This window comes from Rhodococcus sp. 114MFTsu3.1, from assembly GCF_000383555.1.
Taxonomy (GTDB): domain Bacteria; phylum Actinomycetota; class Actinomycetes; order Mycobacteriales; family Mycobacteriaceae; genus Rhodococcoides; species Rhodococcoides fascians_E.
Genome location: NZ_KB911552.1, coordinates 201,074 through 215,293, shown reverse-complemented (window position 1 = coordinate 215,293; position 14,220 = coordinate 201,074). Strand labels below are relative to the sequence as shown.

Genomic DNA, 14,220 nt, shown 5'->3' with positions numbered 1-14,220 from the left:
GGCCGGAAGCCTATCTCAGGTCTCTGAGAGGGAACTTTGCATCCTGTCCAAGATCGCCGCGCGACGTTCGAGAGCTTCCCGCGCCGCGTCGGAGGACAGTTCGACGATTGCTCGTCCGAGGTCCCGGGCCGACGTTCCCGTGAGGTCGGGTGCCAGCTCCAGCGCGGTCAACGCACCGCTGCCGTCGACGGTGACCGACACGTGCCCGTCCTCGGTGCGACGTGTGACCTGCAGCGATGCCAGTGCCTCCGACGCGTCGTGCATGGTGTCCAGAGCACGGTCCGCGTGTGCCACGAGCATGACGATCGGATCGGTCACAGTGGTGTCATCCACGACGACGGTGGCTGCTCGGTGTCCATCAGTTCGTTCTCCGCGTCCGCGACGTCGGATGCGGACGGCAGGCCGAGCATGTCCAGGACGTCCCTGCTCATCCCCGATTGTTCGAGAAGTGTTCTCCGTTCGGCACGCGCTCGTTCGGTTGCGCGCCTGCAGAGATCGAGCACCGTGGCAGCCAATTCTGCACCCCCGTAGCGGAGTTCGGCCGAATCGATGTGAATGGACACAGGCAAGCCGGACTCGGATGCACGTACCCGTACCGAGTCGTCTCGAGTAGCCGCCTGCGCGATCATCGGCTCGCTCGTCGTCTCGTCCGTCATTCGGTGGGCCTGTAGAAGCCCTTGAAGCCCATGCCGGAGTTGGTCGTCCTGATCTCGCCGACCTGTACCGGGTCACCTGCTTCCACGAGTTGGCCGTTCCCGATGACCATCGCGACATGGCCGTCCCACACAGCCAGATCGCCCGGCATCAGCTCGTCCTGCCCGACCTGGGTGCCGACGTTCTGTTCCTGAGCCAGCCGCGGAATCTCGACTCCCTGCTCGCCGTATGCCCACTGGGTGAGCCCGCTGCAGTCGAGGCCCTGCCCGGGGGACGTGCCTCCCCAGACGTACGGAGTGCCCTGCTGAGTCAGAGCGCTTCTGACTGCACCCGCGGCTTGCTCGTTGGGAGCAGTCGCGACGCTGCCGTCGGGCAGAGCGACCTGAACGCCGCGGCCGGGCGCGCCGGTGTCGGCTGTCGTGCGGTCCGGAGTTCCGGTGTACATCGACATGCCCGGCGGGGGAGGCGATGCGGCCGGACTCGAGGACGGTGAGAGGAGCGAGGACGGTGCGTCGGGCATCGAGGGTGCCGACGCGGACACCGTGCGAAGGAAGTTCCGACCGAACTGGCTTCCCGGATCGGATCCAGGCGCCGCGGCCGTCACGGTCCTGACCGGGTCCGGGGCAGGGGAGGCGGCGGTGGGAGCAGCCCCGGCGGGCTCGGGAACCGGCGGTGGCGCCGCGTACGCGCCGATCTCCGCTGCGTGGCCGGCGAGCTCGGCTCGCACACGTGCGACGACGGCAAGCGCCCGCTGCAGATGATCGATTGCCGCACCGATCAGCATTGTCGACCCGGCCGGAGTGAACAGCACGGGTGCGGCAGTGGTGGCCACCGCGACGAAGGACTGCAGGATGCCGTGGAGCTCGGCCAAGCCGGCTTGTACCTTGTCGCATGCGCGGTCCACGACGGCCGCGATCTCGTCACCGTGCTCGGACAACCCGATCGCGCTCGTCTGCGCCTGTCCGGCGAGGTCCAGCGCCGCCGTCGCGGCCGGACCACTCCACGTGGCAGCCAGTTCTCCGATGGCGGATCGCCCGATGCTCTGCACGGAGTCGAGTGCCCGAGACGACGATCTCAGTACATCCGCCGGACCACCTGCGGGAATGATTCCCGACCCGAATCCGCCCAGCAGATCCGTGATCGGTTTCGCCAGCACATCGATCACGCCAGGCTCGCAGCCGTCGACGCATCGGTGGTGTCGTACCCGGCGGCCGACGCGGACGCAGCAACCCCGATGCTCGCGACGGTGCCGGCCAGCCGGGACACCGCAGCGGTGTGGGCAGTGTGCACCGCGGTGAACGCGGCGAGGAATTCCGTCCCGATTGCGCCGAACACCGGCGCGAGCACGGCCGGGCCCGTCGCGGCCGTGGCGGCGGCCGCGACGGCGACCTCGGCCGCCATGGACCCCGCCGTCGACGAGAACGCGTGTATCCCCGCTGCCACTGCCGAAATCTCCGTCACCGGTTCCCCCAGGTTGCTCGAGCCGCTCGATCCGCGCAGGGAAATCCCTACATTTATCTTCGACGCAACCGAGGGCCGATCGGTTCCCACAATTATCCTTGGATCCATGGAAACTCACGTGGTCGAACATCCACTGGCCGCAGCACTGCTCACGAGGATGCGCGACGAGCGCAGCGACAACGCAACCTTCCGCTCCGCCCTTCGCCAACTCACCCACATGTTGGTCTACGAAGCCACCCGCGACGCGGCGATCGAGACGTTCGACGTCAAGACTCCGGTCGCCGTCACCAGTGGCACGCGGCTGAGCAAGCCGCCACTGCTGGTTCCCGTCCTCCGCGCAGGACTGGGGATGGTCGAGAAAGCGAGCGGTCTCATCCCGCAGTCGCGTGTCGGCTTCGTCGGGATGGCGCGTGACGAGCAGACGCACCAGCCGGTGCCGTACATGGAATCGCTGCCCGACGACCTGTCGACGACGCCCGTGTACGTGCTCGATCCCATGCTGGCGACCGGCGGGTCCATGGTTCACACGATCGAATTGCTCGTCGAGCGGGGTGCAGCGGATGTGACGTGCATCTGCGTCGTTGCCGCACCGGAGGGCGTGGCGGCGTTGGAGGCGTCGGGACTGCCGGTACGACTGGTCGCCGCGAGCATCGACGACGGTCTGAACGAGGATGCCTTCATCGTTCCCGGGCTCGGCGACGCCGGTGACCGTCAGTTCGGTCCACGCTGAGCGTCTCGCTGGTCCTCGGGGTCACCTGGCCCGCGCAGGAGGGTGACCCTCGGTTGCGTGTGCTGGACGTCGAGTCGCGTGAGGTGAGAACGGTCGATCTGCGCGGCGGGCATCTCGGGTTCCACGCGCTCGGTGCCCAGCGCTGGTGCACCGGGCGTGTGGCGTTCGGGGCGGCGCCCGGATATGTACCGTGCCCCGATCAACGTCCCGTGGACAGCGGTAGTCAGTGCGAGGAGTGCGAGTCGAAGGATCCGTTCCGGTTCGTGCACACCGTCCACCGCGGAGGATTCGTGTCGAAGGATCTCGAACCTCATGTGATGCAACCGCATTGGTTGTACATCGCGACGTTCGCGGGCGGAGTGCACAAGGTCGGTACCGCAGCGGATACCAGGAAATGGGGCAGGCTCGCCGAGCAGGGAGCGGTCTGCGCCGAGTACGTGGCGCGGGCCGACGACGGCAAGATCGTACGGGTGCTCGAAGATCGCGTCACCGAGCGACTCCAGGTACGCCAAGCCGTCCGGTCGTCGGCGAAGGCCGCGGCCCTGGCCCTCCCCGTCGACACTGCACGGTTGGGTGCTGCGACGGCGTCACTGGCGACGACGGTGCGCGAGGACCTCGCTCCGGTGTCCGACGACCCCGGGTATCGCGTCGTCACCGAATCCTGGGAGGTGGCAGGGTTCCGCGACCTTGCCTCCGGCAACCGGCTCGCCTACCCCGGCGACCTCACGAGCGGCCCGCACGGATTCACCGTGAATGCCTGCATCGGTCAAACGGCCATCGTGGACATCACCACGTCGACCACGGGACGAGACGCCGCCGACGAGACGTCGTACGTGGTGGATCTGCACGCGCTGAAAGGGCGCCGAATCAGGTTCGGGGACTACACGTCCGACCTTCCCGCCGTCCAGACCGCACTGTTCTAGGTCACAGGTCCTGCGCGAAGGCCCTCAGTTCGTCGAGCGTCGCCTGCGCCCGGACTCGTGCATCCGCCAGTCCCTCGCGGGAGTCCACGGGTTCGACGACCTCGAGGTACGCCTTCACCTTGGGCTCCGTCCCGGACGGCCTGACGATGATGCGTACGCCTTGTCCGGCGAGCTCCACCGCGTCGGTGCGCAGCGCGCCTGCATTCTGCAGATAATCCGTGACGGTGAGTGGGCGAGGGCCCAAGTCGGTCGGTGGAGCGTGCCTCAGATCCGCCATCATCCGGGTGATCCGATCGGTGTCCTCGACTCGCTTGGACACCTGTGCGCCCGCGTGCACTCCGAACTCGACGGCGAGATCGTCGAGAGCGTCCAGGAGCGTGCGTCCGTTCTGCTTCAGCGTCGCAACGAGATCTGCCAGCATCACGGCAGCGGAGATTCCGTCCTTGTCGTTGACCGACCGTGGGTCGACGCAGTGCCCGATCGCTTCCTCGTAGGCGTACACCAGGCCGTCACCCGCACGGACGAGCCACTTGAATCCGGTGAGGGTTCGTGCGTAGCGCGCACCCCGGGCCGGTGCAAGTTTCGACAGCAACTGCGAGGAGACGATGGTGTTGGCCACCAACGAGTTCGGAGGTGCGTTGCTCAGGATGTGCTCCGCGAGCAGTGCACCGGTCTCGTCACCGCTGAGCATGCGCCACCCGTCGAGGCCCGGGACCCCGATCGCGCAGCGATCCGCGTCCGGATCCAACGCGATCGCCAGATCTGCCTCGATCTCGTGGGCCAGCGCGAGCACGGCGTCGGCGGCGCCAGGCTCCTCCGGGTTGGGGAAGTCCACCGTCGGAAACTCGGGGTCTGGGTCGAATTGGCTTGTCACGAATGAGATGTCGCGGAATCCGGCGCTGCGTAACGCTGCGACCGCGACCTCGCCGCCGACGCCGTGCATCGGCGTCAGTGCGATGCGGATGCCGCGTTCGGTCGAACGTGCCAGGGGCGCAATCGTGTCGAGGTAGCGTGCGGTGACGTCGGAGCCACCGGAGAAGACGATGGTTCGTGGGACGTCGGCGGCGGGACCGACTGCGGCGATCTCCGCCTCGATCTCTTTGTCTGCGGGCGGAACCAACTGCGCGCCTCCACCGAGGTACACCTTGTATCCGTTGTCCGCGGCGGGATTGTGCGACGCCGTGATCTGGACGCCCAACTCGGCGTTCAGGGCTCGCACGGCGAACGCGAGGACGGGTGTCGGCAGTGGTCGGGGGAGCAGGACGACGTCGAAGCCCTGTGCTGCGAAAACCTCGGCGGCTGCCGTTGCGAAGGCATCGGAACCGTGTCGCGCATCGCGGCCGACGACGACCGTGCTTCCGTCGAGCTTCTGCTTGTGCAGCCACGCTGCGATTCCGGCGGACGTGCGGGTGACGACCGCGACGTTCATGCCGTTGGGGCCTGCACGCACTGCGCCTCGCAGTCCTGCAGTGCCGAAACTCAGTGGTGCCGAGAATCGTTCCGCGAGTTCGCTTTCCGGGAGCTCGGCCAGCTCTTCTCGGGTGGCAGGGTCGGGATCGGCGGCGATCCACGCCGCGACCTGCGCCTGAAGGTCGGAGGTCACAGTGCGCCGACCAGGCGGTGCAGCAGCTCGCCCATCCGCTCCGCCGACGCCTTCCCGGCTTCCAGTACTTCCTTGTGATCGAGGTGCTCGCCGGTCATTCCGGCTGCAAGGTTGGTCACGAGGGACACGCCGAGGACACGGGCGCCCAGCGCACGTGCGGCGATGGTCTCGTGCACCGTCGACATACCGACCAGGTCCGCACCGAGCGCTCGCAGCATCCTGATCTCGGCAGGAGTCTCGTAGTGCGGCCCTGGCAGGCCCGCGTAGACACCCTCCTCCAAGGTCGGATCGATGCCCTGGGCCAGGGCACGCAGCTCGGGCGAGTAGGCATCGACGAGGTCGACGAACTCTGCCCCGATCAGTGGGGATCGCGCCGTCAGATTCAGGTGATCGGAGATCAGCACGGGCTGTCCGACGCCCATGCCCTCGCGGATTCCGCCCGCGGCGTTGGTGAGAACCACCGTGCCGACACCCGTCGCGATGGCCGTGCGAATCGGGTGGACTACCCGGCGGAGCTCGTGGCCCTCGTACGCATGGGTGCGTCCCTGCAGCAGCAGGGTGTCGGTGTCTCCGACCTTCACGGATGTGATGGTGCCCGAGTGCCCGGACGCCGACGGCGGGGCGAACCCGGGGAGGTCGCTCATCGACACCGTGGCGGTCGGTGCGCCGAATCGGTCGGCTGCGGCCTGCCACCCGGAGCCGAGCACGATCGCGACCGAGTGCGAGGCGACACCGGTCGCGTCGGCGATGGCCTGCGCAGCGCCGGCGGCGGCACCGGCCGGGTCGACCGTCGGGTCTGCAGTGCTGGAGTTCGAGTCAGAAGTTCCCACGGTTGACCACCCTAGGAGATGGGTGTCCCGTGGTTCTTGGACCATCGCATGTTACCGATGGGTAGGATTGCCGCATGCCATATCTCGAGCGCAACGGTGACGTCCACATTCTCTTCCTCGGCGACCAGGACGGTCCCGAGAACAACGAGAACCGCTTCCATCCCGACTGGATCGACCGTGTGCACGCACTGCTCGACGAGGTGGAGGCCGTGGAAGGCCCGGCGGCGCTGGTGACGACGGCGACCGGCAAGTTCTTCACCAACGGACTCGACACCGACTGGCTGTTCGCCAACCTCGACAAGATCACGTCCTACCTCGACCGCGTCCACACGCTCTACACACGGCTGTTGACCTTTCCGATGACGACGATCGCCGCGGTGCAGGGCCATGCGTTCGGCGCAGGTGCCATGTTGGCCACCGCGCACGATTTTCGGATCGTGCGGGCCGACCGAGGGTTCTACTGCCTTCCGGAGGTGAACCTGAACATGCCGTTCACGGTGGGCATGTCCGCCCTCGTCAACGGCCGGTTGCCGAAGCAGACCGCGGTCGAGGCCATGACGACAGGACGCCGCTACGGAGGTGCGGACGCGGTCGCGGCGGGGATCGCCGACGCCGCCGTCGACGAGGATCAGGTGCTGGTCGCTGCTGTCGAGCGGGCCGCCGCGTCGACGAGCACGCGGGGGAAGAACCTGGCGGGGATCAAGGCAGGGATCCACGCCGACGTCCTCGCAGCGTTGAACATTCCGACCGGTGAGAGCAACTTCAGCTTCGGAAACCAGTAGTGACAGACTGGTGCGGTGATCGATGAGACCGACAGCGGTGTCCACCGCGCCGCACCAGAGCTGCTCGCGCTGTCGCACTCGATTCATTCCGAGCCCGAGCTCTCGTTCGAGGAGCATCGAAGTGTCGCCAAACTGACCGATCTACTCGCCGCCCACGATTTCGAGATCGAACGCGGTGTGGCCGATCTTCCCACCGCATTCACGGCGACGTTCGGTAGCGGAGATTTGGTCATCGGCATCTGCGCGGAGTACGACGCACTACCGGAGATCGGCCATGCGTGCGGACACAACATCATCGCCGCAGCCGCTGCGGGTGCAGCGGTGGCTCTTGCCCCGCTCGCCGACAGCCTCGGCATCACCGTGCGTCTTCTCGGCACTCCCGCCGAGGAGAGCGGCGGCGGCAAGGTGCTGATGCTCGAACGCGGGGTCTTCGACGGTGTCGGTGCGGCGCTGATGGTGCATCCCGGCCCGTTCGACATCGTCGGGGCGACATCGTTGGCGTTGTCGGACGTCGCGGTGACGTACACCGGGCGCGCGGCACACGCGTCGGCTGCCCCGGAGTGGGGAATCAACGCCGGTGACGCCGTCACCGTCGCGCAGGTCGCCGTCGGTCTTCTGCGCCAACACCTGTCGCCGGGACAGCAACTGCACGGGATCGTCGGCGACGGTGGGCTGGCGCCCAACATCGTTCCCGGCCATGCCGAGCTTCTGTACTACCTGCGGGCGACGTCGTCGGAATCGCTTGCGGCTCTGACGCGCAAAGCGTTCGGCTGCTTCGAAGCGGGGGCTGTCGCCACAGGCTGTACTCACGAGATCCGCACCGTGTCACCGACGTACGAGGAACTGACCCCCGACCCGTGGCTGGTCGCGCAGTTCCGGCGCGAGGCCGAAGCGATCGGTCGTTCACCATTGGCACCCGAACTGGAAGGATTCCGCCCACTGGGCAGCACCGACATGGGAAATGTGACGAACGTTCTGCCGGGGATCCACCCGGTCATAGGCTTGGATTCGGCAGGTGCGGTGACGCATCAACCGGAGTTCGCGGCAGCCTGCATCACCGAGTCGGCGGATACCGCGGTGCTCGACGGAGCGCGGTTGCTTGCGCGAACAGCAGTGCGCGCGGCACAGGACCCGGCTGTGCGCGATCGCCTGCTCGACGGCGCGGAAGCGCGGGCGAGCAGATGACGATCGCGTCGACCGACGATCGGTTCGCCCTCGTCGACAAATGGATCCTCGACCACACCGACGAGCTGTCGGAGTGGCGTCGTCACATTCACGCCAACCCCGAGCTCGCTCGCCAGGAGTTCGCCACCACTGCGTTCGTCGTCCAGAAACTCGAAGCCGCCGGCCTGAGCCCGAAATTGTTGCCGGGCGGAACGGGACTGACGTGCGACATCGGACCCAGCGGCCCTCGCGTCGCGCTGCGCGCGGACATGGATGCGTTGCCGCTGCAGGAATTCACGGGCGCGTCGTACAGCTCGACGGTCCCCGGTGTGTCCCACGCCTGCGGACACGACGCCCACACGACGGTACTTCTCGGCACGGCGCTGGCGTTGGCGTCGCTGCCGGACCTGCCGTTCGGGATCAGGCTCATTTTCCAGCCCGCCGAGGAAGTCATGCCCGGTGGTGCCCTCGACGTGGTCGCCGCCGGCGGTCTCGACGGTGTGTCCAAGATCTTCGCACTGCACTGCGACCCGAGGCTCGAGGTCGGCAAGGTGGGAGTGCGCGTCGGCGCCATCACGTCCGCGGCCGACACCGTCGAACTACGCCTGGACTCCCCGGGCGGTCATACGTCCCGCCCGCATCTGACGGCGGATCTGGTGCACGCACTCGGAACCGTGATCACCGGCTTGCCCGGCATGCTCAGCCGGCGGATCGACCCGCGGACCAGCACGGTGATGGTGTGGGGCGCAGTTGTCGCGGGTCAGGCACCGAACGCGATCCCGCAGACAGGCATGCTCACCGGAACCGTCCGTACCGGCGATCACGAGACCTGGGCACTTCTCGAGCCACTGGTGACGGAAATCGTCGCGGGCTTGCTCGCCCCGACAGGCGTCCGATTCGAACTGAACTACCGGCGCGGGGTTCCGCCCGTGGTCAACGGACCCGAGGTGACGCGAACGTTCGAGAACGCCATCCGCAGGCTCGGGCCGACGGCGCTCGCGGACACGCCTCAGTCCGGCGGAGGCGAGGATTTCTCCTGGTATCTGGAAGATATTCCGGGTGCCATGGCCAGGCTGGGAGTGTGGTCCGGCTCCGGACCCCAACTCGACATTCACCAGCCGACGTTCGACCTGGACGAGCGCGCTCTCGCGGTGGGCGTCAAGGTACTGACCGGTATCGCCCTCGACCCACACTGACGTGAGCTAGGGGGTGCCGGGGCCGACGTTCCGGCTGTTGCGCGTGCGGAGGTCTCGGACGTACTCGGCGGGCGCCCCGGCGATCTCCGCTGCCTCGGCCATGACCCCGAGGTAGCGTGCGGACGGCAGACCTCCCTCGTAGGCGTCCAGCACATAGAGCCACGCGAGCACCGGCCCGTCCGCGGTGTCGACACGCAAGCGAACCTTGCGGTGGATGCCGAGCTCCGAGCCTTCCCACCGGTCCAGGCTCTGCTCGTCCTCGTCCGACACGTCGTAGAGCACGACGAAGACCTTCTCGTCTGCATCGGGTGCAACGGTGGCCAGCGCACCTTCCCAGCCGATATCGCCGCCACCGAACGTCAGGCGCCACCCATGCAACCATCCTGTTCCGGACAGCGGGGAGTGAGGGCAACGCTGCAACATCTGCTCCGGATGCATGTTCGATCCGTAGGCGGCATAGATTGGCACGTCGGCCAGCCTAAACCGTCGGCGTGCGGTCGGTCGCGGGCCGACCCCGGATCGTGGCATTCGTGCTGGTCGAGGCGAAGTGAAGTAATCCTTACCACTGCATGACGCGCGTCACTGGAATAGCCTCGATGTCAGCAACGAGGCTCCCCCAATCTTCAGAAAGAGGATCAATGACGACGCGGATCGTGATCATCGGTGGCGGACCCGCTGGGTACGAGGCAGCACTGGTGGCGGCGCAGCACGGGGGAACGGTGACGCTCGTCGACGCCGACGGGATCGGTGGTGCGTGTGTTCTGTGGGACTGTGTGCCGTCGAAGACCTTCATAGCGTCGACCGGCATCAGAACGGAGATGCGGCGCGCGAGCGATCTCGGCATCGCCCTCGACCCGTCGCAGGCGGCGATCGCTCTGCCGCAGATCCACGAGCGTGTGAAGTCGCTCGCGCAGGCGCAGTCCGCGGACATCGCCGCCCGTGTGCGATCGGTGGGCGTCGAGCTCATCTCGGGTCGAGGTGAGCTGATCGACTCGAAGGTGGGAATGGCCGCGCATCAGATTCGCGCGACGCTCGCCGACGGGTCCGAGCGGATCCTCGACGCCGACGTCGTACTCATCTCGACGGGGGCGAGCCCGCGCATCCTGAAGGGCGCCGAGCCCGACGGTGAGCGCATTCTCAATTGGCGTCAGCTCTACGATCTCGATGCACTTCCCGAGCACCTCATCGTCGTCGGCTCCGGTGTGACCGGTGCCGAGTTCGTCTCGGCGTACACGGAGATGGGCGTGAAGGTCACCGCCGTGTCCAGCCGTGATCGTGTGTTGCCGCACGAGGACGAGGATGCAGCGCTGGTGCTCGAGGACGCGTTCAACGAGAGGGGCGTCACCCTCGTCAAGCATGCCCGCGCGGATTCGGTGGAGCGCACCGACAACGGTGTCATCGTGAAACTGGCCGACGGACGCACGGTCGAGGGATCCCACGCTCTGATGACGGTCGGTTCGGTTCCCAACACCTCCGGGCTGGGGCTGGAGAACGTGGGGATCGAGCTCGACAAGGGTGGTTACCTGCGCGTCGACCGCGTCTCTCGTACGTCCGTGGCCGGTATCTACGCCGCAGGCGACTGCACCGGATTGCTGCCTCTGGCCTCGGTCGCGGCGATGCAGGGCCGCATCGCGATGTACCACGCTCTCGGTGAGGGCGTCACGCCGATCAAGCTGAAAACCGTTGCCTCGGCGGTGTTCACGCGTCCCGAGATCGCGTCGGTGGGCGTCAGTCAGTCCTCGATCGACAAGGGTGAGGTGCCGGCCCGGACCGTCATGCTTCCCCTGGCAACCAATCCGCGGGCCAAGATGTCCGGCCTCAAGCGTGGTTTCGTCAAGATCTTCTGCCGCCCCGCGACGGGTGTGGTCATCGGCGGCGTCGTCGTCGCCCCGACGGCATCGGAACTGATCCTGCCGATCGCGATGGCCGTGCAGAACAACCTGTCCGTGGGCGATCTCGCTGCGACGTTCTCGGTGTACCCGTCGCTGACCGGATCGATCACCGAAGCTGCTCGTCAGCTCATGCGGCACGACGACCTGGACTAGCTGCTGTCTCGAAATGTGAGATCCGCATTTCATATTTTGATTTGTCATGACATAGTGGAGGAGCCGACCACCATCCGGCTCCTCCACACCCCAGTCGATCCTCGGGTTCTTTCAGACGCATCCGACACGGGGAGATCTCATGACTTCTACCTTTCCGACCCTGGCACGCCGACTCGACACCGTGCACAGTTCCGCCATTCGTGATCTTCTCGCGCTCACCGCGCGAGGTGACGTGATCAGCATGGCGGGCGGGCTACCGGCCACGGAATTGATTCCGCTGCAACGGATTCGCGACGCCGCGCACGACGTTCTGGCCGAGACCGCGTCGGTCCAGTACGGCGAGACCTCCGGCGTTCGCGGGCTCCGAGACATCGTTGCCGCCCGCGAATCGGCCGCGATCGGACGCAGAATCGACGCGTCCGAGGTCGTCGTGACGCACGGTTCGCAGCAGGCCTTGACGCTGGTCGCGCAAGCAGTGGTCGACCCGGGGGCAGTCGTCGTCGTGGACGAACCCGCCTACACCGGTGCCCTGCAGGTCTTCTCGATTGCCAGCGCCGACGTCCGTGCGGTTCCGATCGACAACGAGGGCATGGACGTCACAGCGTTGGAACGGCTGCTGGCAGAAGGGCTTCGGCCGGCCCTCGTCCATACCGTCAGCAACTTCCACAACCCGCGGGGAGTGACGATGTCGGCCGATCGCCGACGCGCACTCGCCGAACTGGCCGAACGGTACGGCTTCTGGATTCTCGAGGACGACCCGTACGGGGAGATCTGGTTCGACGCACAGCCTCCGGCACCGATCGCGTCGCACTCGGACCGCGTCATCAGACTGTCGAGCGCGTCGAAAATTCTGGCGCCCGCGCTGCGGGTGGGGTGGTTGGTCGCGCCGAAACCCGTGTGCGACGCCGTCGAGCTGCTCAAGCAGGGCGCGGACCTGTGCGGATCGTCGATGACGCAGCAGATTGCGGCACGGCTCCTCAGCGACTCACCGTGGTTGACCGCGCACCTGGACACGTTGAGGGCCGAGTACGGCAGCCGCGCAGCCGCGTTGCATCGTGCTCTCACCACCACGTTCGGTGACGCCATGTCGGTGTCGCCTGCGGACGGCGGCATGTTCGTGTGGGCGACGCTGAACGACGGTACCGACGCGACGGCTCTGCTTCCGCGAGCGCTCGATCACGGCGTCGCGTTCGTCCCGGGTAGAGCCTTCGCGGACGACAGGGTGTACGAAGGCGCCATGCGGTTGTGCTTCGCCAGCGCCGAACCCGACGTTCTACACGAGGCCGTGCGCAGGTTGGCGTCGGCTCACGCGCTGTCGTAGGTGCGCTCGACCGCTCGATTCCACCGGGCGTACATCTCGTCACGAACGGTGGGGTCGAGGTCGGGCTCCCACGTCTTGTCGTCCGACCAGTTGGCGCGGATGTCGTCCTCGCCACTCCAGTAGTCGACGGCGAGCCCGGCAGCGTATGCCGCACCCAGTGCGGTGGTTTCGTTGACGACGGGGCGCACGACGGGAACGCCGAGTATGTCCGACTGGAACTGCATCAGCAGTTCGTTGACGACCATCCCGCCGTCGACCTTGAGCGTGGTCAGTTCCACGTCGGAATCGGCGCGCATCGCGTCGATCACTTCCCTGGTCTGAAACGCTGTGGCTTCCAATGCTGCTCGTGCGATGTGGCCCTTGTTGGCGAATCTGGTCAGTCCCGAGATCACGCCGCGGGCGTCGGGGCGCCAGCGCGGCGCGAACAGCCCGGAGAACGCAGGCACGAAGTAGACGCCGCCGTTGTCGTCGACGGTGCCCGCCAGGTCTTCGATGTCCTTCGCGTTCTTGATGATTCCGAGGTTGTCACGTAGCCACTGGACGAGCGAGCCGGTGACGGCCACGGAACCCTCCAAGGCGTAGACGGTGTCCTTGTCTCCCAGCTTGTAACAGACGGTGGTGAGAAGTCCGTGCTCGCTGCGGACGGGCGTGGTTCCGGTGTTGAGCAGTAGGAAGTTTCCGGTTCCGTAGGTGTTCTTCGCTTCACCGGGCTCGAGGCACGCCTGGCCGAACGTGGCGGCTTGCTGGTCGCCGAGGATGCCGGCGATCGGTACTCCGGCAAGCACTCCTTTCGGGCGTACCTCGCCGTAGATCTCCGAGGAGGTGCGGATCTCCGGGAGCATCGAGACGGGAATGTCGAAGTCTGCGCAGATGTCCTCGCGCCACTGCAACGTCTCGAGATCCATCAGCAATGTGCGTGAGGCGTTGGTGACGTCGGTGACGTGGATTCCGCCGTCGGTGCCTCCGGTCAGGTTCCACAGGACCCAGGAATCCATCGTGCCGAAGCACAACTCACCGGCCTCGGCGCGCTCACGTACGCCGTCGACGTTGTCCAGGATCCACCGAACCTTCGGCCCGGCGAAGTACGTGGAGAGGGGGAGTCCGGTGATGTGTTGATATCGGTCCGTTCCCTCGTCACCGGCCAACCGGGTGCACAGCTCGTCGGTTCGAGTGTCCTGCCACACGATCGCGTTGTACACCGGCTTTCCCGTCGCGCGGTCCCACACCAGAGTCGTCTCACGCTGATTGGTGATGCCGACCGCGGCGATGTTCTCTGCTTTGACGTCGGCGTTGCCGAGCGCTGCGCCGACCACCTCGCGTACGTTGACCCAGATCTCCTCGGCGTCGTGTTCGACCCAGCCCGCCCGGGGGAAGATCTGCTCGTGCTCCTTCTGTGCCGACCCCACGGGCTTCCCGTCGTGGCCGAAGATGATGCACCGGCTCGAGGTCGTTCCTTGGTCGATCGAAGCGATGAAGGTGTCGGAGGTCACGTCTCTCCTTACGTAGGTGCG

Annotated in this window: 16 protein-coding genes; 7 read left to right on the top strand and 9 right to left on the bottom strand. The window is 66.7% G+C overall.

Translation table 11 applies throughout. The features are described 5' to 3' along the window. Positions 1 to 15 precede the first annotated feature (15 nt). The 4 genes from H292_RS0117185 to H292_RS27205 are packed head-to-tail and all read right to left on the bottom strand — an operon-like array spanning position 16 to position 2,115. The gene (locus tag H292_RS0117185; RefSeq protein ID WP_230595720.1) at positions 16 to 318 is read right to left on the bottom strand and encodes a YbaB/EbfC family nucleoid-associated protein; all 303 of its coding nucleotides are present in this window, start codon (positions 316 to 318) and stop codon (positions 16 to 18) included. Next, positions 315 to 656, bottom strand: a complete 342-nt coding sequence (locus H292_RS0117180) for a hypothetical protein (RefSeq protein ID WP_020112177.1) — start codon at positions 654 to 656, stop codon at positions 315 to 317. Before H292_RS0117180 ends, H292_RS0117185 begins: the two co-directional genes overlap by 4 nt. Beyond that, complete coding sequence (locus tag H292_RS0117175) at positions 653 to 1,819, bottom strand: C40 family peptidase (RefSeq protein WP_020112176.1); 1,167 nt, start codon at positions 1,817 to 1,819, stop codon at positions 653 to 655. Before H292_RS0117175 ends, H292_RS0117180 begins: the two co-directional genes overlap by 4 nt. Continuing rightward, on the bottom strand, positions 1,816 to 2,115 hold the full coding sequence (locus H292_RS27205; RefSeq protein WP_026347965.1) for a type VII secretion target: 300 nt from the start codon (positions 2,113 to 2,115) through the stop codon (positions 1,816 to 1,818). The genes H292_RS0117175 and H292_RS27205 overlap by 4 nt, the downstream gene beginning before the upstream one ends. 106 nt (positions 2,116 to 2,221) lie before the next feature. Between H292_RS27205 and upp the strand changes: the two genes are divergently transcribed. Beyond that, positions 2,222 to 2,845, top strand: coding sequence for a uracil phosphoribosyltransferase (upp, locus tag H292_RS0117165; protein ID WP_026347964.1), 624 nt, complete (start codon positions 2,222 to 2,224; stop codon positions 2,843 to 2,845). On the opposite strand, the gene H292_RS0117160 is transcribed toward upp, so the two are convergent. After that, entirely contained in the window at positions 2,827 to 3,159 is a 333-nt protein-coding gene (locus tag H292_RS0117160; protein ID WP_230621115.1) for a hypothetical protein, read from the bottom strand. The genes upp and H292_RS0117160 overlap by 19 nt on opposite strands. 3 nt (positions 3,160 to 3,162) lie before the next feature. Here H292_RS0117160 and H292_RS0117155 point away from each other — a divergent pair, with 3 nt between their 5' ends. Then, entirely contained in the window at positions 3,163 to 3,768 is a 606-nt protein-coding gene (locus H292_RS0117155; protein WP_230594159.1) for a DUF2797 domain-containing protein, read from the top strand. 1 nt (position 3,769) lies between these two features. Here H292_RS0117155 and H292_RS0117150 read toward each other — a convergent pair whose 3' ends face one another. Further along, positions 3,770 to 5,371, bottom strand: a complete 1,602-nt coding sequence (locus tag H292_RS0117150) for a phospho-sugar mutase (RefSeq protein ID WP_020112174.1) — start codon at positions 5,369 to 5,371, stop codon at positions 3,770 to 3,772. Next, positions 5,368 to 6,201 (bottom strand): purine-nucleoside phosphorylase, encoded by an 834-nt coding sequence (locus tag H292_RS0117145; protein ID WP_020112173.1) that lies wholly within the window; start codon positions 6,199 to 6,201, stop codon positions 5,368 to 5,370. Before H292_RS0117145 ends, H292_RS0117150 begins: the two co-directional genes overlap by 4 nt. A 74-nt stretch (positions 6,202 to 6,275) precedes the next feature. Between H292_RS0117145 and H292_RS0117140 the strand changes: the two genes are divergently transcribed. The 3 genes from H292_RS0117140 to H292_RS0117130 are packed head-to-tail and all read left to right on the top strand — an operon-like array spanning position 6,276 to position 9,343. Beyond that, positions 6,276 to 6,983 (top strand): enoyl-CoA hydratase/isomerase family protein, encoded by a 708-nt coding sequence (locus tag H292_RS0117140; protein WP_020112172.1) that lies wholly within the window; start codon positions 6,276 to 6,278, stop codon positions 6,981 to 6,983. A 15-nt stretch (positions 6,984 to 6,998) separates the two neighbouring features. Beyond that, positions 6,999 to 8,168: a M20 family metallopeptidase gene (locus H292_RS0117135; protein ID WP_020112171.1), complete on the top strand. Its 1,170-nt coding sequence runs from the start codon at positions 6,999 to 7,001 to the stop codon at positions 8,166 to 8,168. Further along, positions 8,165 to 9,343 carry a M20 family metallopeptidase gene (locus H292_RS0117130; RefSeq protein WP_020112170.1) on the top strand — a complete coding sequence of 393 codons (1,179 nt, stop codon included), beginning with the start codon at positions 8,165 to 8,167 and terminating at the stop codon, positions 9,341 to 9,343. Before H292_RS0117135 ends, H292_RS0117130 begins: the two co-directional genes overlap by 4 nt. A gap of 6 nt (positions 9,344 to 9,349) precedes the next feature. On the opposite strand, the gene H292_RS0117125 is transcribed toward H292_RS0117130, so the two are convergent. Beyond that, the gene (locus tag H292_RS0117125; protein WP_026347963.1) at positions 9,350 to 9,811 is read right to left on the bottom strand and encodes a gamma-glutamylcyclotransferase; all 462 of its coding nucleotides are present in this window, start codon (positions 9,809 to 9,811) and stop codon (positions 9,350 to 9,352) included. Positions 9,812 to 9,981: 170 nt separating this feature from the next. Between H292_RS0117125 and H292_RS0117120 the strand changes: the two genes are divergently transcribed. Together H292_RS0117120 and H292_RS0117115 are read left to right on the top strand one after the other, a co-directional pair. Then, on the top strand, positions 9,982 to 11,388 hold the full coding sequence (locus tag H292_RS0117120; RefSeq protein WP_020112169.1) for an NAD(P)H-quinone dehydrogenase: 1,407 nt from the start codon (positions 9,982 to 9,984) through the stop codon (positions 11,386 to 11,388). A 139-nt stretch (positions 11,389 to 11,527) separates the two neighbouring features. Continuing rightward, complete coding sequence (locus tag H292_RS0117115) at positions 11,528 to 12,709, top strand: aminotransferase-like domain-containing protein (protein WP_020112168.1); 1,182 nt, start codon at positions 11,528 to 11,530, stop codon at positions 12,707 to 12,709. Here H292_RS0117115 and glpK read toward each other — a convergent pair. Beyond that, on the bottom strand, positions 12,694 to 14,199 hold the full coding sequence (gene glpK / locus H292_RS0117110) for a glycerol kinase GlpK (protein WP_020112167.1): 1,506 nt from the start codon (positions 14,197 to 14,199) through the stop codon (positions 12,694 to 12,696). The genes H292_RS0117115 and glpK overlap by 16 nt on opposite strands. Positions 14,200 to 14,220: the final 21 nt, after the last annotated feature.

Coding starts and splice junctions, on each gene's coding strand:
- H292_RS0117180 (WP_020112177.1), bottom strand. CDS start 656: ATGACGGACGAGACGACGAGCGAGCCGATGATCGCGCAGGCGGCTACT.
- upp (WP_026347964.1), top strand. CDS start 2,222: ATGGAAACTCACGTGGTCGAACATCCACTGGCCGCAGCACTGCTCACG.
- H292_RS0117160 (WP_230621115.1), bottom strand. CDS start 3,159: ATGAGGTTCGAGATCCTTCGACACGAATCCTCCGCGGTGGACGGTGTG.
- H292_RS0117155 (WP_230594159.1), top strand. CDS start 3,163: ATGCAACCGCATTGGTTGTACATCGCGACGTTCGCGGGCGGAGTGCAC.
- H292_RS0117140 (WP_020112172.1), top strand. CDS start 6,276: ATGCCATATCTCGAGCGCAACGGTGACGTCCACATTCTCTTCCTCGGC.
- H292_RS0117130 (WP_020112170.1), top strand. CDS start 8,165: ATGACGATCGCGTCGACCGACGATCGGTTCGCCCTCGTCGACAAATGG.
- H292_RS0117120 (WP_020112169.1), top strand. CDS start 9,982: ATGACGACGCGGATCGTGATCATCGGTGGCGGACCCGCTGGGTACGAG.
- H292_RS0117115 (WP_020112168.1), top strand. CDS start 11,528: ATGACTTCTACCTTTCCGACCCTGGCACGCCGACTCGACACCGTGCAC.